The 18,928-nt window shown below is 73.3% G+C and carries 16 protein-coding genes; all 16 read left to right on the top strand.

Features of this window, described 5'->3' with window-relative positions; all coding sequences use genetic code 11:
- Positions 1 to 423: 423 nt before the first annotated feature.
- The gene (locus QJS33_RS28555) at positions 424 to 1,650 is read left to right on the top strand and encodes an aspartate aminotransferase family protein (RefSeq protein ID WP_306371172.1); all 1,227 of its coding nucleotides are present in this window, start codon (positions 424 to 426) and stop codon (positions 1,648 to 1,650) included.
- A 186-nt stretch (positions 1,651 to 1,836) separates the two neighbouring features.
- The gene (locus tag QJS33_RS28550; protein WP_306371171.1) at positions 1,837 to 2,310 is read left to right on the top strand and encodes a MarR family winged helix-turn-helix transcriptional regulator; all 474 of its coding nucleotides are present in this window, start codon (positions 1,837 to 1,839) and stop codon (positions 2,308 to 2,310) included.
- A gap of 168 nt (positions 2,311 to 2,478) precedes the next feature.
- Positions 2,479 to 3,930, top strand: a complete 1,452-nt coding sequence (locus tag QJS33_RS28545; RefSeq protein WP_306371170.1) for an FAD-binding oxidoreductase — start codon at positions 2,479 to 2,481, stop codon at positions 3,928 to 3,930.
- Positions 3,931 to 4,051: 121 nt separating this feature from the next.
- The gene (gene argC, locus QJS33_RS28540) at positions 4,052 to 5,080 is read left to right on the top strand and encodes an N-acetyl-gamma-glutamyl-phosphate reductase (protein WP_306371169.1); all 1,029 of its coding nucleotides are present in this window, start codon (positions 4,052 to 4,054) and stop codon (positions 5,078 to 5,080) included.
- 26 nt (positions 5,081 to 5,106) lie between these two features.
- A complete protein-coding gene (locus tag QJS33_RS28535) occupies positions 5,107 to 5,886 on the top strand; it encodes a bifunctional ornithine acetyltransferase/N-acetylglutamate synthase (RefSeq protein ID WP_306371168.1) in 780 nt (259 codons plus the stop codon).
- Positions 5,883 to 6,884 (top strand): acetylglutamate kinase, encoded by a 1,002-nt coding sequence (argB, locus tag QJS33_RS28530; RefSeq protein ID WP_306371167.1) that lies wholly within the window; start codon positions 5,883 to 5,885, stop codon positions 6,882 to 6,884. Before QJS33_RS28535 ends, argB begins: the two co-directional genes overlap by 4 nt.
- Entirely contained in the window at positions 6,881 to 8,086 is a 1,206-nt protein-coding gene (locus QJS33_RS28525) for an acetylornithine transaminase (RefSeq protein WP_306371166.1), read from the top strand. The genes argB and QJS33_RS28525 overlap by 4 nt, the downstream gene beginning before the upstream one ends.
- Positions 8,083 to 9,030 carry an ornithine carbamoyltransferase gene (gene argF, locus QJS33_RS28520; protein ID WP_306371165.1) on the top strand — a complete coding sequence of 316 codons (948 nt, stop codon included), beginning with the start codon at positions 8,083 to 8,085 and terminating at the stop codon, positions 9,028 to 9,030. The genes QJS33_RS28525 and argF overlap by 4 nt, the downstream gene beginning before the upstream one ends.
- A complete protein-coding gene (locus tag QJS33_RS28515; protein ID WP_306371164.1) occupies positions 9,027 to 9,560 on the top strand; it encodes an arginine repressor in 534 nt (177 codons plus the stop codon). The genes argF and QJS33_RS28515 overlap by 4 nt, the downstream gene beginning before the upstream one ends.
- 68 nt (positions 9,561 to 9,628) lie before the next feature.
- Positions 9,629 to 11,044, top strand: coding sequence for an argininosuccinate lyase (gene argH / locus QJS33_RS28510; protein WP_306371163.1), 1,416 nt, complete (start codon positions 9,629 to 9,631; stop codon positions 11,042 to 11,044).
- Between the two features lie 302 nt (positions 11,045 to 11,346).
- A complete protein-coding gene (locus QJS33_RS28505) occupies positions 11,347 to 13,860 on the top strand; it encodes a nitrate- and nitrite sensing domain-containing protein (RefSeq protein ID WP_306371162.1) in 2,514 nt (837 codons plus the stop codon).
- A gap of 1 nt (position 13,861) precedes the next feature.
- Positions 13,862 to 14,296 (top strand): roadblock/LC7 domain-containing protein, encoded by a 435-nt coding sequence (locus QJS33_RS28500; protein ID WP_306371161.1) that lies wholly within the window; start codon positions 13,862 to 13,864, stop codon positions 14,294 to 14,296.
- Complete coding sequence (locus QJS33_RS28495) at positions 14,293 to 14,754, top strand: DUF742 domain-containing protein (RefSeq protein ID WP_306371160.1); 462 nt, start codon at positions 14,293 to 14,295, stop codon at positions 14,752 to 14,754. Before QJS33_RS28500 ends, QJS33_RS28495 begins: the two co-directional genes overlap by 4 nt.
- A complete protein-coding gene (locus QJS33_RS28490) occupies positions 14,735 to 15,337 on the top strand; it encodes an ATP/GTP-binding protein (protein ID WP_306371159.1) in 603 nt (200 codons plus the stop codon). The genes QJS33_RS28495 and QJS33_RS28490 overlap by 20 nt, the downstream gene beginning before the upstream one ends.
- A 155-nt stretch (positions 15,338 to 15,492) precedes the next feature.
- Positions 15,493 to 16,407 carry a sirohydrochlorin chelatase gene (locus tag QJS33_RS28485; protein ID WP_306371158.1) on the top strand — a complete coding sequence of 305 codons (915 nt, stop codon included), beginning with the start codon at positions 15,493 to 15,495 and terminating at the stop codon, positions 16,405 to 16,407.
- A gap of 253 nt (positions 16,408 to 16,660) precedes the next feature.
- Positions 16,661 to 18,928, top strand: a 2,268-nt coding sequence (locus tag QJS33_RS28480; protein WP_306371157.1) for a nitrate- and nitrite sensing domain-containing protein, incomplete at its 3' end; no start/stop codon positions are given.

Here is an 18,928-nt window from a genome sequence, read left to right as displayed (position 1 = left end):
TCGCGTCGCCGCGAGGGGCCGCCCCGTTCCGCCGGGGCGGCCCCTTCGTGTTTCCCGGAGATGGCCGCAATGGGTCGAAACGATGCTCGGTGAAGGGGCCCGGAGAATTTTTTTCTGCCCTGTCATCCCAGCGTGTCATGGGTTTTCGCGACCATGCGCCGGGGTAGTCGGAATGACTTCGAGGTTTCGGGGCATGAAAGTTCGTTTCGTCTCTTGCTGTGAGGCGCCTCTCGCATTTAGCCTGCAAGCAACCCGCCTCTCCCAGGGCGCCCGGAGGCGGGGACGCAGCATTCCCGGCAGCGCGTCGTTCTTCGCGCACGTCCACGGCTCGGAGGTCGCCCCATGACCGAAACGGTTCTCCCGTCCGTCCCCGTCGCTCCGCAGACGCGGGAGCCCGGCCGCCTCTGGCACACCTTCTGCGATATGAACACGGTCCGCAAGGGTCCCGAGTTCACGGTGGCGCGCGCCGAGGGCGTGTGGCTCTGGGACGAGTCGGGCGACCGGTACCTCGACGGCACCGCCAGCCTCTGGTACTGCAACGTCGGCCACGGCCGCCCCGAGATCGCCGAGGCCGTCCGCCGGCAGATTCTCACCCTGGACGCCTACACCGTCTACGGCGACTTCGCCAACGCCCCGGCGGTGGGGCTCAGCGAGCGGTTGGCCGCGCACGCCCCGGTCGACGACCCGCGGGTGATCCTCACCTGCGGGGGAGGGGAGTCCATCGACACCGCGGCCAAGCTGGCCCGGCGCTTCCACGCCGTCACCGGCGCCCCGGACAGGGTCCACCTGATCAGCCGCACCGGGGGGTACCACGGCCTGCACGGGTTCGGTACCAGCGTCATCGGCATGGAGCGGTTCCGCACCGGTTACGGGCCGCTGATCGAGGACGTGTCCGTGGTCCCGCACGACTCCGCGGCCGCCCTGGAGGCGGAGATCCTGCGCGTGGGGCCCGGGCGGGTGGCCGCCTTCTTCGCCGAACCCGTCATCGGGGCGGGCGGGGTGTACGCGCCGCCGCCCGGCTACTTCGCCGAGGTGGCGCGCATCTGCGAGCGGTACGGCGTGCTGTTCATCGTCGACAGCGTCATCTGCGGGTTCGCCCGGATGGGCGACTGGTTCGGGATCGAGCGGTTCGGGGTGCGGCCCGACATGATCGTCTTCGCCAAGGGCGTCTCCAGCGGTTACCTGCCGCTGGGCGGCGTGGTGGTGAGCGGCCGGGTGGCCGACCCGTTCTGGTACCAGGACGGGCACCCGTTCCTGCACGGCACCACCTACGCCGGGCACCCGACCGCGTGCGCGGCGGCCATGGCCAACCTCGACATCCTGGAGCGGGAGGACCTGTTCACGGTGTCCCTGGAGGTGGAGCGGCAGTTGGACGGGGCGCTGCGCACCCTGGCCGACCACCCGCTGGTCGCGCAGGTCCGCGCGGGCACCGGGGTGATGGCGGCGGTGGAGCTCACCGAGGAGGCACTGGCGGAGCGGGGGATCACCACGGCGGAGGTGTTCGCCGAGGCGCGGGCGCGCGGTGTGATCCTGCGGGCGGTCCCGACGGCGCTGCTCATCTCGCCGCCGCTGATCATCACCTGGGAGCAGATCGACCACCTGGTCTCCACCCTGGCCGGTGCCCTGGACGCGGTCGCCGCCCGGCACTGACACCGGTCCGCGAACGACTCCGGTCCGGGCCTTCGCTCGGCTCCGGCCCGGTGCGGGGGGCGGCCGGGACGACGTCCCGGCCGCCCTGAAGTCGACCCTGTGAAGTATTTTCCTTGGAAAAGACTTTCCCGTGTGTCCACCATCCGGTATTGTTTCTCGGGAAGATACTTCTTGAGGGGGCGGACCATGACCGCACAGCCGACCGAGGACACCGCGACGCTCACCGACGACGACCTCATCACCGCCTGGGGCCTGCTGCACGAGGCCATGAACGGCGTGCACCCCAGGCTGCTGCGCGGCATCACCCCCGACGGCAAGGACATGGCCGGCCCCTGGTTCGAGGTCCTCATACGCCTACAGCGAACCCCCGGCCACCGGCTCCCGATGAGCCGCCTGGCCCGCGAGGTCAGCCTCAGCACCGGCGGCTTCACCAAACTCGCCGACCGGCTCGAACGCGAGGGTTACCTCAAGCGCGAGAACTGCTCCTCCGACCGGCGCGTGGTCTACGCGACCCTCACCCCCCAGGGGGTGGAGTTCATCAACCAGGTGCGGGTCAAGCACGTCGAGCGGCTGCGCGAGCACGTCCTCGGGCCGCTGGGGGAGGAGGGCGTGCGCACCCTGTCCGCGGTCGCGCGCACGCTCCGTGACAGTGCGGTCTGACCCGAGACCATCCAACGGAGACGCTCGGTAGTCGATTCCCCGGTCGGAATGTCGTCGTGTCCGTACGAAAGTACGGGAAACGTCCCACCGGCCTTCGTTCCCGTGTAGGTTGGCGGATGTTCGAGGGCCCCTGGGGAGGGGCTCCAACGGCAAGGTCCGGGGGGAATCATGGGACTGTTCACCACTGCCGCGCAGCTGAGGCCGATCCCCCGGTCCTCCCGGTTCGTCAACGGCTCCGTCTCCTTCTGGTTCCGTGACATCGGACTACCCGAGCGGCGGGACCCGCTGCCGGGCACCGCCGACTACGACGTCTGCATCGTCGGGGCGGGGTACACGGGGCTGTGGACCGCCTACTACCTCAAGAAGGCGCAGCCCGATCTGCGCATCGCGGTGGTCGAGCGCGAGTTCGCCGGCTTCGGCGCCTCCGGCCGTAACGGAGGGTGGCTGTCGGCCGAGTTCGCGGGCTCCCGCGAGCGCTACGCGCAGTCACACGGAAAAAGCGCGTTCATCGCCCTGCAACGCGCCATGATGAGCACCGTCGACGAGGTCGTCTCCGTCGCCGACGCCGAGGGCATCGACGCCGACATCGTCAAGGGCGGCATGCGCCTGGTCGCCACCAACACCGCCCAGCGCGACCGGCTGGCCGAGGACATCGAGTACCTCCAGGAGTGGGGGTACTGGCCCGACGACATCCACATGCTCCCCGAGGGGCACACCCCCTCCCTGGCCATCGCCGACGCGGTCGCCTGCGCCTACTCCCCGCACGCCGCGCGCGTGCAGCCCGCCAAGCTGGTCACCGGCCTGGCCAGGGCGGTCGAGGCGCTGGGGGTGACGATCTTCGAGGGAACCGCCGTGGAGGAGATCCGCCCCCGCCGGGGCGTGGCCCGCCCGGCCGTGGTCACCGACCACGGCACCGTCTACGCCGACCACGTCGTGCGCGCCACCGAGGGTTTCACCTCCACCCTGCGCGGCCAGCGCCGCGAGTGGCTGCCGATGAACTCCTCGATGATCGCCACCGAGCCCGTCCCGGCCCGGGTGTGGGACAAGATCGGCTGGGAGGGCCGCGACGTCCTGGGCGACACCGCGCACGCCTACGTCTACGCCCAGCGCACCGCCGACGACCGCATCGCCATCGGCGGCCGGGGCGTGCCCTACCGCTTCGGCTCGGCCCAGGACAAGGACGGCGCCACCCAGCCCCAGGCCATCGCCGAGCTGTGGCACGCGCTCACCCGCATGTTCCCGGACGTGGCGGAGGTGCCCGTCGAGCACGCCTGGTCCGGTGTCCTGGGCGTGCCCCGCGACTGGTGCCCCAGCGTGCACATGGACACCGAGACCGGTATCGGCTGGGCCGGGGGCTACGTCGGCAGCGGCGTGGCCACCAGCAACCTGGCCGGGCGCACCCTGCGCGACCTCATCCTGGGCCGGGACACCGAGCTCACCCGGCTGCCCTGGGTCGGCCACCGGGTGCGCGGCTGGGAACCCGAGCCGCTGCGCTGGGTCGGCACCCAGGTCATCTACGGGCTCTACCGCACCGCCGACCGCCGCGAGTCCAAGACCCCGGACGAGAAGGCGCACACCTCCCGCCTCGCCGGCATCGCCACCCGCATCGCCGGCCGCTGACCGAACACCGCCGTACCGGGGCCGGTGTGAGCGTGCTCGCACCGGCCTCCCTCCGATTCGGCTTGCATAAATTTGCAGCAGTGTGCATGATAGTTCAGTCATCGAGAGTGGGGGGAGCACCATGGGTTACAACGCGGCGGTCGCCGGGGCCAGTGGATACGCCGGAGGCGAGGTGCTCCGCCTGCTGATCGACCACCCCGACATCGAGATCGGCGCCGTCACCGCCGCCAAGAACGCCGGGACCCCCCTCATCCAACACCAGCCGCACCTGCTCCCGCTGGCCGACCGCATCCTCGCCCCCACCGACATCGACTCCCTGCGCGGCCACGACCTCGTGTTCCTGGCCCTGCCGCACGGCCAGTCCGCCGACATCGCCCGGCAGCTCGGCGAGGACGTCCTGGTCATCGACTGCGGTGCCGACTTCCGGCTCGTGGACTCCTCCTCCTGGGAACGCTTCTACGGCACCCCCCACGCCGGGACCTGGCCCTACGGCCTGCCCGAGCTGCCCGGCCAGCGCGAACGCCTCACCGGCGCCAACCGCGTCGCCGTCCCCGGCTGCCACGTCACCGTCGCCACCCTCGCGCTCTTCCCCGGCCTGGCCGAGCAGCTCGTCGAACCCGACCTCACCGTCGTCGCCGTCACCGGCACCTCCGGCGCGGGCAAGGCCCCCAAGCCCAACCTCATCGGCAGCGAGGTCATGGGCGCCCTCACCCCCTACGGCGTCGGCGGCGTCCACCGCCACAACCCCGAGATCGTCCAGAACCTCACCGCGGTCACCGGCGAACCCGTCAAGCTGTCCTTCACCCCGGTCCTGGCCCCCCTGCCCCGCGGCATCCTCGCCACCTGCACCGCGCCCCTCAAGCCCGGTGTCACCGCCGACCAGGTCCGCGCCGCCTACACGACCACCTACGCCGACGAGCCCTTCGTCCACCTCCTGCCCGAGGGGACCTGGCCCAGCACCGCCATGACGCTCGCCGCCAACACCACCCTCGTCCAGGTGACCGTGGACCCCGAGGCCGGACGCATGGTCGCCGTCGCCGCCCTGGACAACCTCACCAAGGGCACCGCGGGCGGCGCGATCCAGAGCGCCAACCTCGCCCTGGGCCTGCCCGAGACCACCGGCCTCCCGCTCGCCGCCGTGGCCCCCTGACCACCGGAAAGCTGGAAAGGCACAACGTGAGCGTCACCGCACCCCTGGGCTTTCGGGCCGCGGGCGTCAGCGCGGGCATCGCCGATCCCGACGCGCGCGACGTCGCCGTCCTCGTCAACGACGGCCCCTCCCGGGCCGCCGGGGCGGTCTTCGGTACCGACGCCGACCGCTCGGCGCCCGCCCTGTGGTCCCGCCAGGTCCTGGCCGGCGGCCGGGTCCGCGCCGTCGTCCTCAACTCCGGCTGCGCCAACGTCGACACCGTCCCCCTCGGCTTCCAGGACGTCCACGCCCTGGCCGAGCACACCGCGGCCGCCGTCGACGACTCCGCCGCCGAGATCGCCCTGTGCGCCGCCGGACCCGTCGGCGTCCGCCCGCCCCTGGACCGGCTCACCGGCGGCGTCACCGCCGCCGTCGCCGAACTCTCCCGCTCCGGCGGGCTGACCGCCGCCGACGCCGTCCGCACCACCGACACCGTCGCCAAGATCGTCTTCCGGCGCGGGGACGGCTACACCGTCGGCGCCATGGCCAAGGGGCCCGACCCGTCCCTGTCCAGCGGCCTGTACATCGTCACCACCGACGCCGACCTGACCGCCGACCGGTGCCACGCCCTCATCGCCGACGCCGTGGCCAAGACACTGCCGCCGTTCGCCGGACCGGCCGACACCGCCCTGCTCATGGCCAGCGGAGCCGCCGGCACCGCCCCCGACGAGGAGGCCTTCGCGGCCCTGCTCGCCGACGTGTGCGCGGACCTGGCCGCCCAGATCGACGCCGACCCCGCCACCACGGAGCACGAGAACCGGACATGATCTCCCGACCCACCGATAGCACCGCCACGGGCAACGACCGGGCCCAGGCCATCGACAAGGCCGCCAACCTCATCGAGGCGCTGCCCTGGCTGTCCCGCTTCCACGGCCGCACCGTCGTGGTCAAGTACGGCGGCAACGCCATGATCAGCGAGGAACTGCGCGTCCGCTTCGCCGAATCGGTCGTCTTCCTCTACTACGCCGGACTGCGCCCCGTCGTCGTCCACGGCGGCGGACCCCAGATCAGCGCCATGCTCGACCGCTCCGGCGTGGAGTCCACCTTCACCGCCGGGCTGCGCGTCACCACCGACGAGGCCATGGACATCGTCCGCATGGTCCTCACCGGCCAGGTCAACCGCGAGATCGTCGGCCTGATCAACCGGCACGGACCCTTCGCCGTCGGCATGTCCGGCGAGGACGCCAACCTGTTGGTCGCCGAACGCAAGAGCGTCACGGTCGACGGCGAGGCCGTCGACCTCGGCCGCGTCGGCGAGGTCACCGAGGTCAACGCCGGCGCCGTCGCGGCCCTGCTGGCCGACGGCCGCATCCCCGTCGTCTCCAGCGTCGCCCGCGCCGACGACGGCGGCGTCTACAACGTCAACGCCGACACCGCCGCCTCCGAGCTCGCCGTCGCCCTGGGCGCGAGCAAGCTCATCATGCTCACCGACATCGAAGGCCTCTACGCCGACTACCCGGCCAACACCGAGCTGATCAGCCGCCTCAACATCGACGAGCTCCGGGCCCTGCTGCCCACGCTCTCCGCCGGCATGCTCCCCAAGATGGAGGCCTGCCTCACCGCCGTCCAGGGCGGTGTGCCCCAGGCCCACATCATCGACGGCCGCGTTCCGCACTCCCTCCTCCTGGAGGTCTTCACCGACCAGGGCGTCGGCACGATGGTCGCCGACGAGGAACTGGAGGCGGCCCTCCTGGCCGGCGACCGCCCGCGCCCCTGGCGCCCCCACGACATCCGCACCGACGACACCGACGGAGGCAGGCCATGACCGGCTCCGAACTGCGCGAACGCTTCGCGGCCTCGCTCATGCCCAACTACGGCGTCCCGCAGATCGCCCTCACCCTGGGACGCGGCTGCGAGGTCTACGACGCCGACGGGCGCCAGTACCTCGACCTCATCGCGGGCATCGCCGTCTCCTCCCTGGGACACGGCCACCCCGCCCTGGTCAAGGCCGTGGCCCACCAGGCGGCCACCCTCGCCCACACCAGCAACCTCTTCATCAACGAACGCGAGATCGAACTGGCGGAGCGGCTCGTCGCCCTGCTCGGCGGCGACGCCAAGGTGTACTTCTCCAACTCCGGCACCGAAGCCAACGAGGCCGCCCTCAAACTGGTCAAGCGCGCCGCCGGCCCGGGCCGCCACTACTTCGTCGCGGCCGGGAAGGGCTTCCACGGCCGTACCTCCGGTTCCCTGGCCCTGACCGGCAAGGACGCCATCCGCGAGCCCTTCGGGCCGTTCGGCATGGACGTGCGCTTCGTCCCCCACGGCGACCTCGACGCCCTGCGCGAGGCCGTCGACACCGGCTGCACCGCCGTGTTCGTCGAACCCACCCAGGGCGAGGCCGGTGTGGTCCCCGCCCCCGAGGGCTACCTCGCCGGGGTCCGTGAGGTCTGCGACGCCACCGGCGCGGCCTTCGTCCTGGACGAGATCCAGAGCGGCATCGGCCGCACCGGCGCCTGGTTCGCCCACCAGGAGGCCGGGGTGCGTCCCGACGTCCTCACCCTCGCCAAGGGGCTGGGCGGCGGCCTGCCCATCGGCGCCTGTGTCGGGTTCGGCCGCTACGCCGACGCCTTCCACAAGGGCGACCACGGCTCCACCTTCGGCGGCAACCCCATCGCCTGCGCGGCGGCCCTGGCCGTCCTGGACACCATCGAGAAAGAGGGCCTGCTCGCCCACACCGCAGTCATGGGCGACCTGCTCGCCGAGCAGCTCGACGCGATCGACCACCCCCTGGTGGCCGGGCAGCGCGGGTCGGGCCTGTGGCGGGCCCTGACCCTGACCGGGCCGCACGCCGCCCACGTCCAGGAACAGGCCGCGGTCCGCGGCTTCCTGGTCAACGCGGTCGCCCCCGACGTCATCCGGCTCGCCCCGCCCCTGGTCATCACACCCGAGCAGATCGGGGTCTTCATCGAAGCCCTGCCCACCGTCCTCGACGCCGCCGAGGCCGCCACCAAGGAGAAGCAGTCATGACCCGGCACTTCCTGCGCGATGACGACCTGAGCCCGGCCGAGCAGACCAGGGTGCTGGACCTCGCCGACGCCATGAAGAAGGACCGCTTCGCGCAGCGGCCCCTGGCCGGTCCGCGCACCGTCGCCCTCCTCTTCGACAAGCCCTCCACCCGCACCCGCCTGTCCTTCAGCGTCGGTGTCGCCGACCTCGGCGGCACCCCCCTGGTCCTGGACTCGGGCAGCACCCAGATGGGGCGCGGCGAACCCCTCGCCGACACCGCCCGCGTCCTGCAACGCCAGGTCGCCGCCGTCGTCTGGCGCACCTTCGCCCAGGCCGACCTGGAGACCCTGGCCGCCGACATCACCGTTCCGGTGGTCAACGCCCTCACCGACGAGTTCCACCCCTGCCAGATCCTCGCCGACCTCCAGACGGTCCGCGAGCACAAGGGCGCCCTGGCCGGGCTCACCCTGGCCTACCTGGGCGACGGCGCCAACAACATGGCGCACTCCTACCTGCTGGGCGGCGCCACCGCCGGACTCCACGTCCGCGTCGGAGCCCCCGACGGCTACCACCCCGACCCGCGGGTCCTGGCCCGTGCCGCCGAGATCGCCCGCACCACCGGTGGGTCGGTCGCCGTCACCGCCGACCCCCGCGAGGCCGCCGCCGGGGCCGACGTCCTGGCCACCGACACCTGGGTGTCCATGGGCCGGGAGGCCGAGGCCGCCGACCGCGAGGCCCCCTTCCGCCCCTACATCGTCGACGAGGACCTCGTGTCCGCCGCCGACCCCGACGCGATCGTCCTGCACTGCCTGCCCGCCTACCGTGGTAAGGAGATCTCCGCGGGTGTCATCGACGGTCCGCGGAGCGTCGTCTGGGACGAGGCCGAGAACCGACGCCACGCCCAGAAGGCCCTGCTGGCCTTCCTGCTGGAGCACACCGACGCCGGAGGGGACGTCCGACGATGACCGCCGACGGGGGCGCCACCGCACCGATGACCAAGGCGGCGCGGCACGCCCGCATCACCGAGGTCCTCACCCGCGAGGACATCCGCTCCCAGGGCGAACTGGCCAAACGGCTCGCCGAAACGGGCGTCCTGGTCACCCAGGCCACCCTCTCCCGAGACCTGGACGAACTCGGCGCGGTCAAGCTCCGCACCGCCGCCGGGCACCTGGCCTACGTCCTGCCGGGGGAGGGCGGCGAGCGCCTCCAGCGCACCCGCCCCGACACCCTGGACCTGTCCCAGGCCTCCGGCGCCCGGCTCACCCGGCTGGCCGAGGACCTCCTGGTGTCGGCGGAGGCGTCCGCCAACATGGTCATCGTCCGCACCCCGCCGGGCGCCGCGCAGTTCCTGGCCTCGGCCATCGACCACACCGACTTCCACGCCATCCTGGGGACGATCGCCGGAGACGACACCATCCTGGTCATCTCCCGCGACCCCCGGGGCGGTGAGGACCTGGCCGCCGCACTGCTGCGGCTGGCCGACCGCAGGCCGTAGCGGTACCCGCGCGCCGCCGCCGGCGGTCCCGCGGCCCGCATCCGAACCACGTTGAGGAGAACCACACCATGGCCGACCAGCCCGAGGCGCTGCGCCTGTGGGGAGGCCGCTTCGAGGGCGGACCGGACCAGGCCCTGGCCCGGCTGTCGCTGAGCACCCACTTCGACTGGCGGCTGGCCCGCCACGACATCGCCGGATCGCGCGCCCACGCCCGGGCACTGCACCGCGCCGGACTGCTCACCGAAGACGAGCTCGACCGCATGATCGCCGGCCTCGACCGGCTGGAGGCCGACGTCGCCTCGGGCGCCTTCACCCCCGTCCTGGAGGACGAGGACGTGCACACCGCCCTGGAACGCGGCTTCATCGAGCGGGTCGGCGCCGAACTGGGCGGACGACTGCGTGCCGGGCGCTCCCGCAACGACCAGATCGCCACCCTCGTCCGCATGTACCTGCGCGAGGAGGCCCGGGCGATCGCCGCCGGGCTGCTGGAACTGGTGAACGCCCTGGCCGACCAGGCCGCCGCCCACCCCGGCGCCGCCATGCCCGGCCGCACCCACCTCCAGCACGCCCAGCCGGTACTGCTGGCCCACCACCTCATGGCGCACGCCTGGCCGCTGGTGCGCGACATCGAGCGCCTGCGCGACTGGGACCGCCGTGCCGCCGTGTCCGCCTACGGCTCCGGCGCGCTGGCCGGGTCCTCCCTGGGCCTGGACCCGGAGGCCGTCGCCGCCGAACTGGGCTTCCCCGCCTCGGTGGAGAACTCCATCGACGGCACCGCATCCCGCGACGTCGTCGCCGAGTTCGCGTTCGTCACCGCCATGATCGGCGTGGACCTGTCGCGCTTGTCAGAGGAGGTCATCCTCTGGGCGACCAAGGAGTTCTCCTTCGTCACCCTCGACGACGCCTTCTCCACCGGGTCGTCGATCATGCCCCAGAAGAAGAACCCCGACGTGGCCGAGCTGGCCCGCGGCAAGGCGGGCCGCCTCATCGGCGACCTCGCCGGACTGCTCGCGACCCTCAAGGGGCTGCCCCTCGCCTACAACCGCGACCTACAGGAGGACAAGGAACCGGTGTTCGACGCCGTCGACACCCTCCACCTGCTGCTGCCCGCGATGACCGGCATGGTCGCGACCCTGACGTTCCACACCGACCGCATGGCCGAGCTGGCCCCGCAGGGCTTCTCGCTGGCCACCGACATCGCCGAGTGGCTGGTCCGCGAGCGGGTGCCGTTCCGCGACGCCCACGAGATCGCCGGGACCTGCGTGCGGGTGTGCGAGGAACGCGGCATCGACCTGCCCGACCTGTCCGACGACGACTTCGCCGCGATCTCCCCGCACCTGACCCCCGCGGTGCGCGAGGTCCTGGCGGTGGAGGGTTCCCTGGCCTCGCGCGCCGGCCGGGGCGGGACCGCGCCCGTCCGCGTCGCCGAGCAGCTCGACCGGCTGCGCGCCGCCGTCGACGAGAACCGCAAGGCCTTCTCCTAGTCCGTTCCCACGGCTCACACCGCAGGGCGCCCCGAGACCACGGGGCGCCCTGCCGTGTTCGACCGGAGCCCTCGCCTCCCCTGCTCCCAGGGGACGGGCCCCGGGGCGGCCCACGCGCGCCGATCGTGCGGCGGGCGCCCGGACCCGAGCGTATTTCGCCGTTTCCCCGGCAGCCCGACCGGCGGTGCGATAGCGTCCGAAGTCTGCGGGCGCCGCTGAGTGCTCTCCCCTGTGCACACGGTGATGATCCGCATCGGAGTCACACCGACCGGTGCCCGCGATCAGTCCGCTGGAGGAGCGCAATGGGACGACCGGGAGGCCGACGCCGCGGCATCCGGGCGCAGCTCAACAAGATCGTGCTGATCCCGAGCATCACCTTCCTGGCCCTGTTCGTCCTGCTCAGCATGGCGACACTGGCCCAGGCCGTATCGCTGCGCTCGGCGGTGACCGAGGGCCGGGCGGGCATCCACCTGGTGACCGCGCTCACCCACCTTCAGGAGGAGCGCCGCCTGGCCGCCGAATACCTGGCCGCCCCCGGGGCCGGGTCCCGCCGGGCCCTGGCCGACCGCGCCCACCTCACCGACGAGGCCGTCGACACCGTTCGCGGCCTCGACGGCTCCCTCGGCGACCGGGACGACCCCGACACCCCCGGCCTCACCGAGGACCTCCTGGCCTCCTTCGACGCCGTCGCCGCGGCCCGCACGGCGGCCCTGGCCGACCCCGCGGCCTCCGGCGCCGACACCCTGGAGGCCTACACCTCGGCGATCCACCGGGGCATCCGCCTGTACTCCGGCACCATCCGCTCCCTGGACGACGGCCGCGCCTCCGCCGAGGCCGCCGCCACCACCGACCTGCTCTGGGCCCAGGAGTCCTTCAGCCACGCCGACGCCCTGGTCGCCGCCGTCGCCGCCCGCGGCGAACTCACCCGAGACGAGCAGACGCGGATCACCGCCCTGCTCCACGACGCCCGCCTGCGCCTGGACACCGTCCACCCCGGCGACGACCCCCGGGCGCCCACCCCCGCCGCCGTCACCGAGAGCGCCCCGTGGCGGCGGCTCCTGGAGATCGGCGGCACCATCGGCGCCCACGAGGCCCCCGCCTCCCTGGACCCGATCACCGCCGAGATCGTCCGCGACACCTCGCCGCCCGCCGGGCTGGCCGACTGGCGGGACGAGGCCGACCCGGTCAACGCCGAACTGGCCGACCTCACCGTCGGCCGGGCCGGCGACGTGGTCACCGCGACCGAGGCCGCCAGCGCCTGGATGCTCAGCCTTTCCCTGGGCGGCGGCATCACCTCCCTGTTCGCGGGCACCGTCGCCTACGGCGTGGCCGCCCGCTCCGCCGGACGCCTCACCCACCGGTTGGCCCGGCTGCGCGCCGAGACCCTGGGCATCGCCCGTGTCGACCTGCCCCGCATCGTGCGCCGACTGGAGGCCGGGGAGAGCGTCGACCCCGAGGCCGAGATCAAGCAGCTCGACCACGGTGACGACGAGGTCGGCCAGGTCGCCGACGCCTTCAACATCGCCCAGCGCACCGCCGTCGCCGCCACCGTCAAACAGGCCGAGCTGCGCTCGGGGGTCAACCGGGTGTTCCTGGGCATCGCCCACCGCAACCAGTCGCTGGTGCAGCGCCAACTCCAGCTGCTGGACCGGATCGAGCGCGAGGAGGACGACCCCGACCTGCTGGAGAGCATCTTCCGGCTCGACCACCTCGCCACCCGCGGACGCCGCCACGCCGAGAACCTCATCATCCTCGGCGGCTCACGGCCCGGGCGGCGCTGGCGCCGGCCCATCCCGCTGATCGACATCCTGCGGGGCGCCGTCTCCGAGACCGAGGAGTACGCCCGGGTCCACATCACCTCCGTGCCCGAGCGGTCCCTGGCCGGCGCCGCCGTCGCCGACGTCATCCACCTGCTCGCCGAGCTGGTGGAGAACGCCACCGCCTACTCGCCCCCGCACACCGACGTCACCATCTCCGCCGACTCCGTGCCCAGGGGCGTGGCCGTCGAGATCGAGGACCGCGGCCTGGGCATGACCGAGGACGCCCTGGCCCGCGCCAACACCACCCTGAGCGAGGCGCCCGAGTTCGACGTCATGGCGGCGGGCACCGACGCCCGCCTGGGCCTGTTCGTGGTCGCCCGGCTGGCCGTCAAGCACGATGTCCAGGTCGAGCTGCGGACCTCGCCCTACGGCGGCACCCGCGCCGTCGTGCTCCTGCCCGGAACCCTGTTCACCGCCGCCGGGGCGGTGCCCGACCGCTCCCGGTCCACCGCCCGCCGCGTTCCGCGCACCCCGGCGCAGGACGGGCCGGAGGCCGGGGCCGCGGTCGACGTCCTGGTCGCCGACGACGAGCCCCTCCCGTCCCGGCCCCGGCTGCGCCCGGTGCCCCCGCCCGAGGGGTGCGAGGACGACACCGGGTACCGTGCCCCGCTGCTGCGCAGCGTCCCCGACCTGCGGCCCGCGGACGGTGCGCACAACGACACGCCCGCGGACGACGCGGAGCAGGACGCCCCCGCGCGCACCGGGCCCGCCCGCACCGACGACCGCTTGGAGGTCGACGGAGACCGTCCCGGCCTGCCCCGACGCAGGCGGCAGGCCAACCTCGCCCCCCAACTCAAACGCTCGCCCGCACCGGAACCGGGGGAGGAGCCGACCGCGTCGCCGAACGCCCGCAGCCCGGAACAGGCCCGCCGCATGATGGACGCCTTCAGCGCCGGGACCCGCAGGGGCCGTGCCGCGGACGTCGACGGGGACGGGCGGCAGTACGACAGCCATGTCGGTGGCAGCACCGACGACCACAGGGGAGAGAACGACTGAGATGGTGGGCAAGAGCAACGCCGTGGACAACCTCGACTGGCTCCTGGACGACCTGGCCGACCGGGTCGTCGGGGCCGCGCACGCGATCGTGCTGTCGGCCGACGGGATCCTCCTGGGCCGCTCCCGGGAGCTGCCGCCCGAGGACGCCGAACACCTGTCGGCCCTGGCCTCCGCCTTCCAGAGCCTGGCCCGGGGCACCGGGCGGCACTTCGGCGGCGGCGACGTCCGCCAGACCGTGGTGGAGATGGAGCACTCCTACCTTTTCGTCACCGCCGCCGGTGCCGGGGCCTGCCTGGCGGTGCTGGCCACCGAGGACGCCGACGTGGGCCTGGTCGCCTACGAGATGAACCTGCGGGTCAAACGGGTGGGCCAGTTCCTCACCGCCCCGCCCCGCCGCCCCGGCGAGCTCACCGCCACCGGGGGTGCCGGCTCATGACCGCGCAGGAGGAGCGACGGGGCCGGGCCTCCCGCCGAGCCGTCGTGCCCTGGTATCCCGGGCGCGGACACCCCACCTCCGAAGGACCCGCCGCCGGCCTGTCCCCCGGCGGCACCTCCGAGGGGGCCCTGGTCCGCCCCTACACGCTGACCCGCGGCCGGGTCCGGCCCAGCGCCGCGGGTCCCCGACTGGACCTCATCACCATCGTGGTGGCCGCCCGCGACCGGCGCGAACGGCCGCTGGAACCGGAGTGCCGGGCCATCCTCGAACTGTGCCGCAGGCCCATCTCGGTGGCGGAGGTCTCCGCCCGACTCGACATCCCCCTCACCGTGGTCAGGGTGCTGCTGGGCGACCTGCTCGCCGACGGCGACATCCGCACCCGGGCGGCGACGCCCGTTTCCCGGCTCCCCGAGAAGAAAGTGCTTCAGGCGGTACTCGATGGCATCCGCAGACTCTGAGACCAGGCCGGGGGAGACCGAGGCGATCCCCCAGGCGGTCAAGATCATCATCGCCGGCGGCTTCGGCGCCGGGAAGACCACCATGGTGGCCTCGGTCAGCGAGATCACCCCGTTGAGCACGGAGGAGGTGATGACCGAGGCCAGCTACGGGATCGACGACCTCGGGGGAGTGGAGGACAAGACCACCACCACCGTCGCCCTGGACTTCGGTCGCATCACCGTCAACCCCGACGTCGTCCTCTACCTGTTCGGCACGCCGGGGCAGGACCGCTTCTGGTTCATGTGGGACGAACTCGCCGAGGGCGCCCTGGGCGCGGTGATCCTGGCCGACACCCGCCGTCTGGAGACCTGCTTCCACGCGGTGGACTTCTTCGAGCGCCGCGGGGTCCCCTTCGCGGTGGCGGTCAACCGCTTCGAGGGAGCCGAGGACTACGACACCGAGGAGGTGCGCCGGGCACTGGACGTGGACGCCGCGGTCCCCATCGTCCTCGCCGACGCCCGCGACCGGGCCTCCTGCCGGGACGTGCTGGTCGCCCTGGTCACCCATGTCATCCGCGGCCGCAGTCCGGCCCTGAGCGGGTGAGCCCACCGGGGCGGTACCCCGCTCCGCCGGCGGGGGCACGGTCCGGTGTACGTTCGGGAGACACGCCCGTGGATATGCCCTGGAACGCTACAATGGCGCGTCAGTGACAACGCTCCGACCGGGCGCTCCGTCCGCCTCTCATCCTGAATCCTGGTATGCGAAACTCTGATCGACTCCCCCCACGCGAACTGCCCAAGCGGAGGTCCGGCCGCCATCGGAATCCGCTGTCCTTCGACGACTGGTTCGGGACCCCGACCCTGATCATGGCGGTCCCGGGCGCTGCCGAGCAGGCCAGGGGCGTCGACGGTGAGTCCATCGGCGCCCGGATGGCCGACCTGGTGCGTGCCTACCGGCCCGAGGTGACGATCCGCCACGGGCACCTCGCGGGCGACGAGGAGACCCTCGCCGAGGCGCTGGCCGGCCTACAGGGCGACGGCGAGCGGCCGCTGACCGGCGTGGTCGTTCCCCTGGTCACTGCCCCGCACACCGGGGTCTCGGCCGCCATCGACGCCGCCGTGCGCGCCTCCGGCGCCGACGTGCGCGTCAGTGAGGGCCTGGGCCCGCACCCGATGCTCGCCGAGGTCCTGCACCTGCGGCTGGCCGAGAGCGGCTACGTGCGGGCCGACCGCATGCGCCTGATCAGCGTCGTGGCCCGCGACACCGGCATGGCCGACGGCGTGGTGGTCGGCGCGGTCGGCGGCGAGGCCGCCGTGGCCGCGGCCGGGGTGACCGCGGTCCTGCTGGCCGCCCGCCTGGGACTGACCGTGCTGCCCGCCGACCTGGAGGACGAGGCGGCCCTGGAGCTGGCCATCGGCCAGCTGCGCCAGGGCGGCTGCCACCGCCCGGTCATCGCCCCCAGTGCCCTGGGGCCGGAACTGCACGCGGACCTGTCGGCCATGGCGGAGCGGTTCGGCGCGCGCCTGGGCGCCCCACTGGGCGCCGACGGCCTGCTCGGCAAGATCGCCGCACTGCGCTACGCCGAGATCCTCAACTCGCTGGGCGTCGAGCAGCCGCCGACCGCCGACCAGCTGCCCGCCCCGGTCGGCTCGCGCCACCGCCCGGAGGCCTGATCGCGGCGACACGCCGTGGGATGAGGAGTGTTCGTGGGGCCGTCCGCTTCGGCGGGCGGCCCCCGCGTCATTCGCAGACGCCTCGACCTGGAGCTTCGGAGGCGTCGGGGAAGGTCATCGGGGGTCTTTCGCGTCTCCGAAGACAACTCGTAGTAATCGTTTGACAGCGTTGCGCCATAATTTTTCGATAGCCTCGGCACGACCGAAAGCCGCCGAGGCCGTTGGCCCGGCACCCGCACAGGCTGGAGGGGCCATGCGCAGAACCCGCGTCAAAGCGTCCACGATCCGTGGGCAGCTCAACCGCATCGTGCTCGTACCGAGCCTGTGCTTCCTGGCCTTGTGGCTGATCGTCGCCGCCGTCGGCACCGTCCAGGCCGTCCGGCTCATGGGCGCCGTCACCCAGGCCCGCGAGGGCACCGAGGTCTTCTCCGCCGCCGTTCTCGAACTGCGCGCCGAGCGCCGCATGGGCCTGGTCCACCTGGGCCGCCTCGAAGCCGGGGACCGCGTCGGCACCGGCGCCCTGCGCGAGCAGCGCGCCCGCACCGACACCGCCGTCGCCGACGCCGCGGACCTCGCCGGCCGGCTGGAGGCCACCCGCGACGACGAGGTCCGCCGCAGCGCCGAGGCGTTCATCGAGGCCACCGGGAACCTGCCGGACCTGCGCACCGCCCTGGACGACGGCTCCGCCGTCCAGGAACAGATCCTGGTCGGCTACGCGGAGGTCCTCGACGCCGCCGGCGCCGTCACCACCGCCCTGGTGCACACCACCGACGGCGGGGAGAACCTCACCGACGCCGTCCTCACCAGCGAACTGCTCCGCGCCGCCGCCGAGTACTCCACCGCCGACGCCCTCCTGGCCGGGGTCGCCGCCCGCGGCACGATGGGCTACGAGGAGACCGCCCACTTCACCTACCTCACCGCCTCCTACCGCGACACCCTGTCCGAGGCCGCTCCCCTGCTCTCCCCGGCCGTGGCCGCCCGCCACGAGGCGATGGCCGCCGCCCCGGCCTGGACCCGCGCCGAGGACCTCAGCCGCGGGGTCGTCACCCGCTCCCCGGTGGTCGTCACCGACGACCCCGGGCAGGGTCCGCCCTCGGAGTGGAACACCGCCATCGACGTCGACGGCACCGACTGGGACGAGTCCTCCGGCGCCTCCGTCGCCCTGATCGACGACCTGGCCGTCGCCCAGGCCGACCGGACCGTGGACCTGGCCTGGAGCGCGGCCCTCACCCAGGTGTCCTTCGGGGTGGGCGCCGCCCTGGTCTGCCTGGCCGGCGGCGCCATCGCACTGGCCACCGTCGGCCGCTCCTCCCGGCGCCTCACCGACCGGCTCACCCTGCTGCGCGAACGCGTCATGGAACGCGACGACGACCTGCCCGACATCGTCGAACGGGCCCAGCGCGGGGACCGGGTGGACGCCCACGAGGAACTGCCGCCGCTGGACGAGTTCGGCGACGACGAGATCGGCCAGGTCGCCGAGGCGTTCGACAGCGCCCAGCTCACCGCCGTCGAGGCGGCCGTTCGCCAGGCGGAGATCCGCCGCGGTGCCAACAAGGCGTTCCTGGGCATCGCCTTCCGCAACCAGAACCTCGTCCAACGGCAGCTGCGGCTGCTCGACGAGATCGAGTACGACGAGCAGGACCCCGACGCCCTCGGAAGACTGTTCCGGCTCGACCACCTCACCACCCGGGCCCGACGGTACGCCGACAACCTCATCATCCTCGGCGGCGGCCAGTCCGCCCGCCGCTGGCGCCAGCCGCGCCCCCTCGTGGACGTGCTGCGCGCCGCCATCGCCGAGACCGAGGACTTCGAACGGGTCCGGCTGACCTCGGCACCGCGCATGCTCATGCACGGCCAGGCCGTCGCCGACATCGTGCACCTGCTCGCGGAGCTGATCGAGAACGCCACCCAGTTCTCCCCGATGGGCACCCCGGTGGACGTGGGTTGCGGCCCCTGCCCGGAGGGACTGCTGGTGGAGGTCGAGGACCGCGGCCTGGGCATGTCCGAGCACGGGTACGAACAGGCCCGCCGCACCCTGGCGCGGCCGCCGGAGTTCGATGTGATGGCGCTGCCCGACGACCCCCGGCTGGGGCTGTTCGTGGTGGCCCGCCTGGCCGAACGCCACGGCGTGCGGGTGTGGCTGGAGCCCTCTCCGTACGGGGGGACCCGGGCGGTCACGCTCATCCCCAAGGCCCTGCTGGAACCGGCCGACACACCGGCGGCGGCCGGTCCGCGCGGCGTGGTCCCGGCCGCGGCGGCACCTCCGGAGGGGGATGTGCGCCGGGCGTTCGGCCTGCTGGGGTCCCGGCCCGAGCCCGCCGCGGGAGAGCGCTCCGAGCACGGGCCGGAACACCGGGCCGACCCGCACGGCGGCCCCGACCGCCTGCGGCCGGTCGCCGACGGCGGCCCCGACTTCGGCGACCTCGTGGAACTGGACCCCCGAACCGCGATGCCCCCCGGCCGGGGACCAGGGCCCTGCGGGCCTCCGAACCCGTACTCCGACGGGTCCCCGCCCACCGGC

The organism is Nocardiopsis sp. CC223A, assembly GCF_030766825.1.
Classification (GTDB): domain Bacteria; phylum Actinomycetota; class Actinomycetes; order Streptosporangiales; family Streptosporangiaceae; genus Nocardiopsis.
Note: the sequence above shows the minus strand (reverse complement) of the source record. Positions and strands in the feature narration are given on the sequence as shown.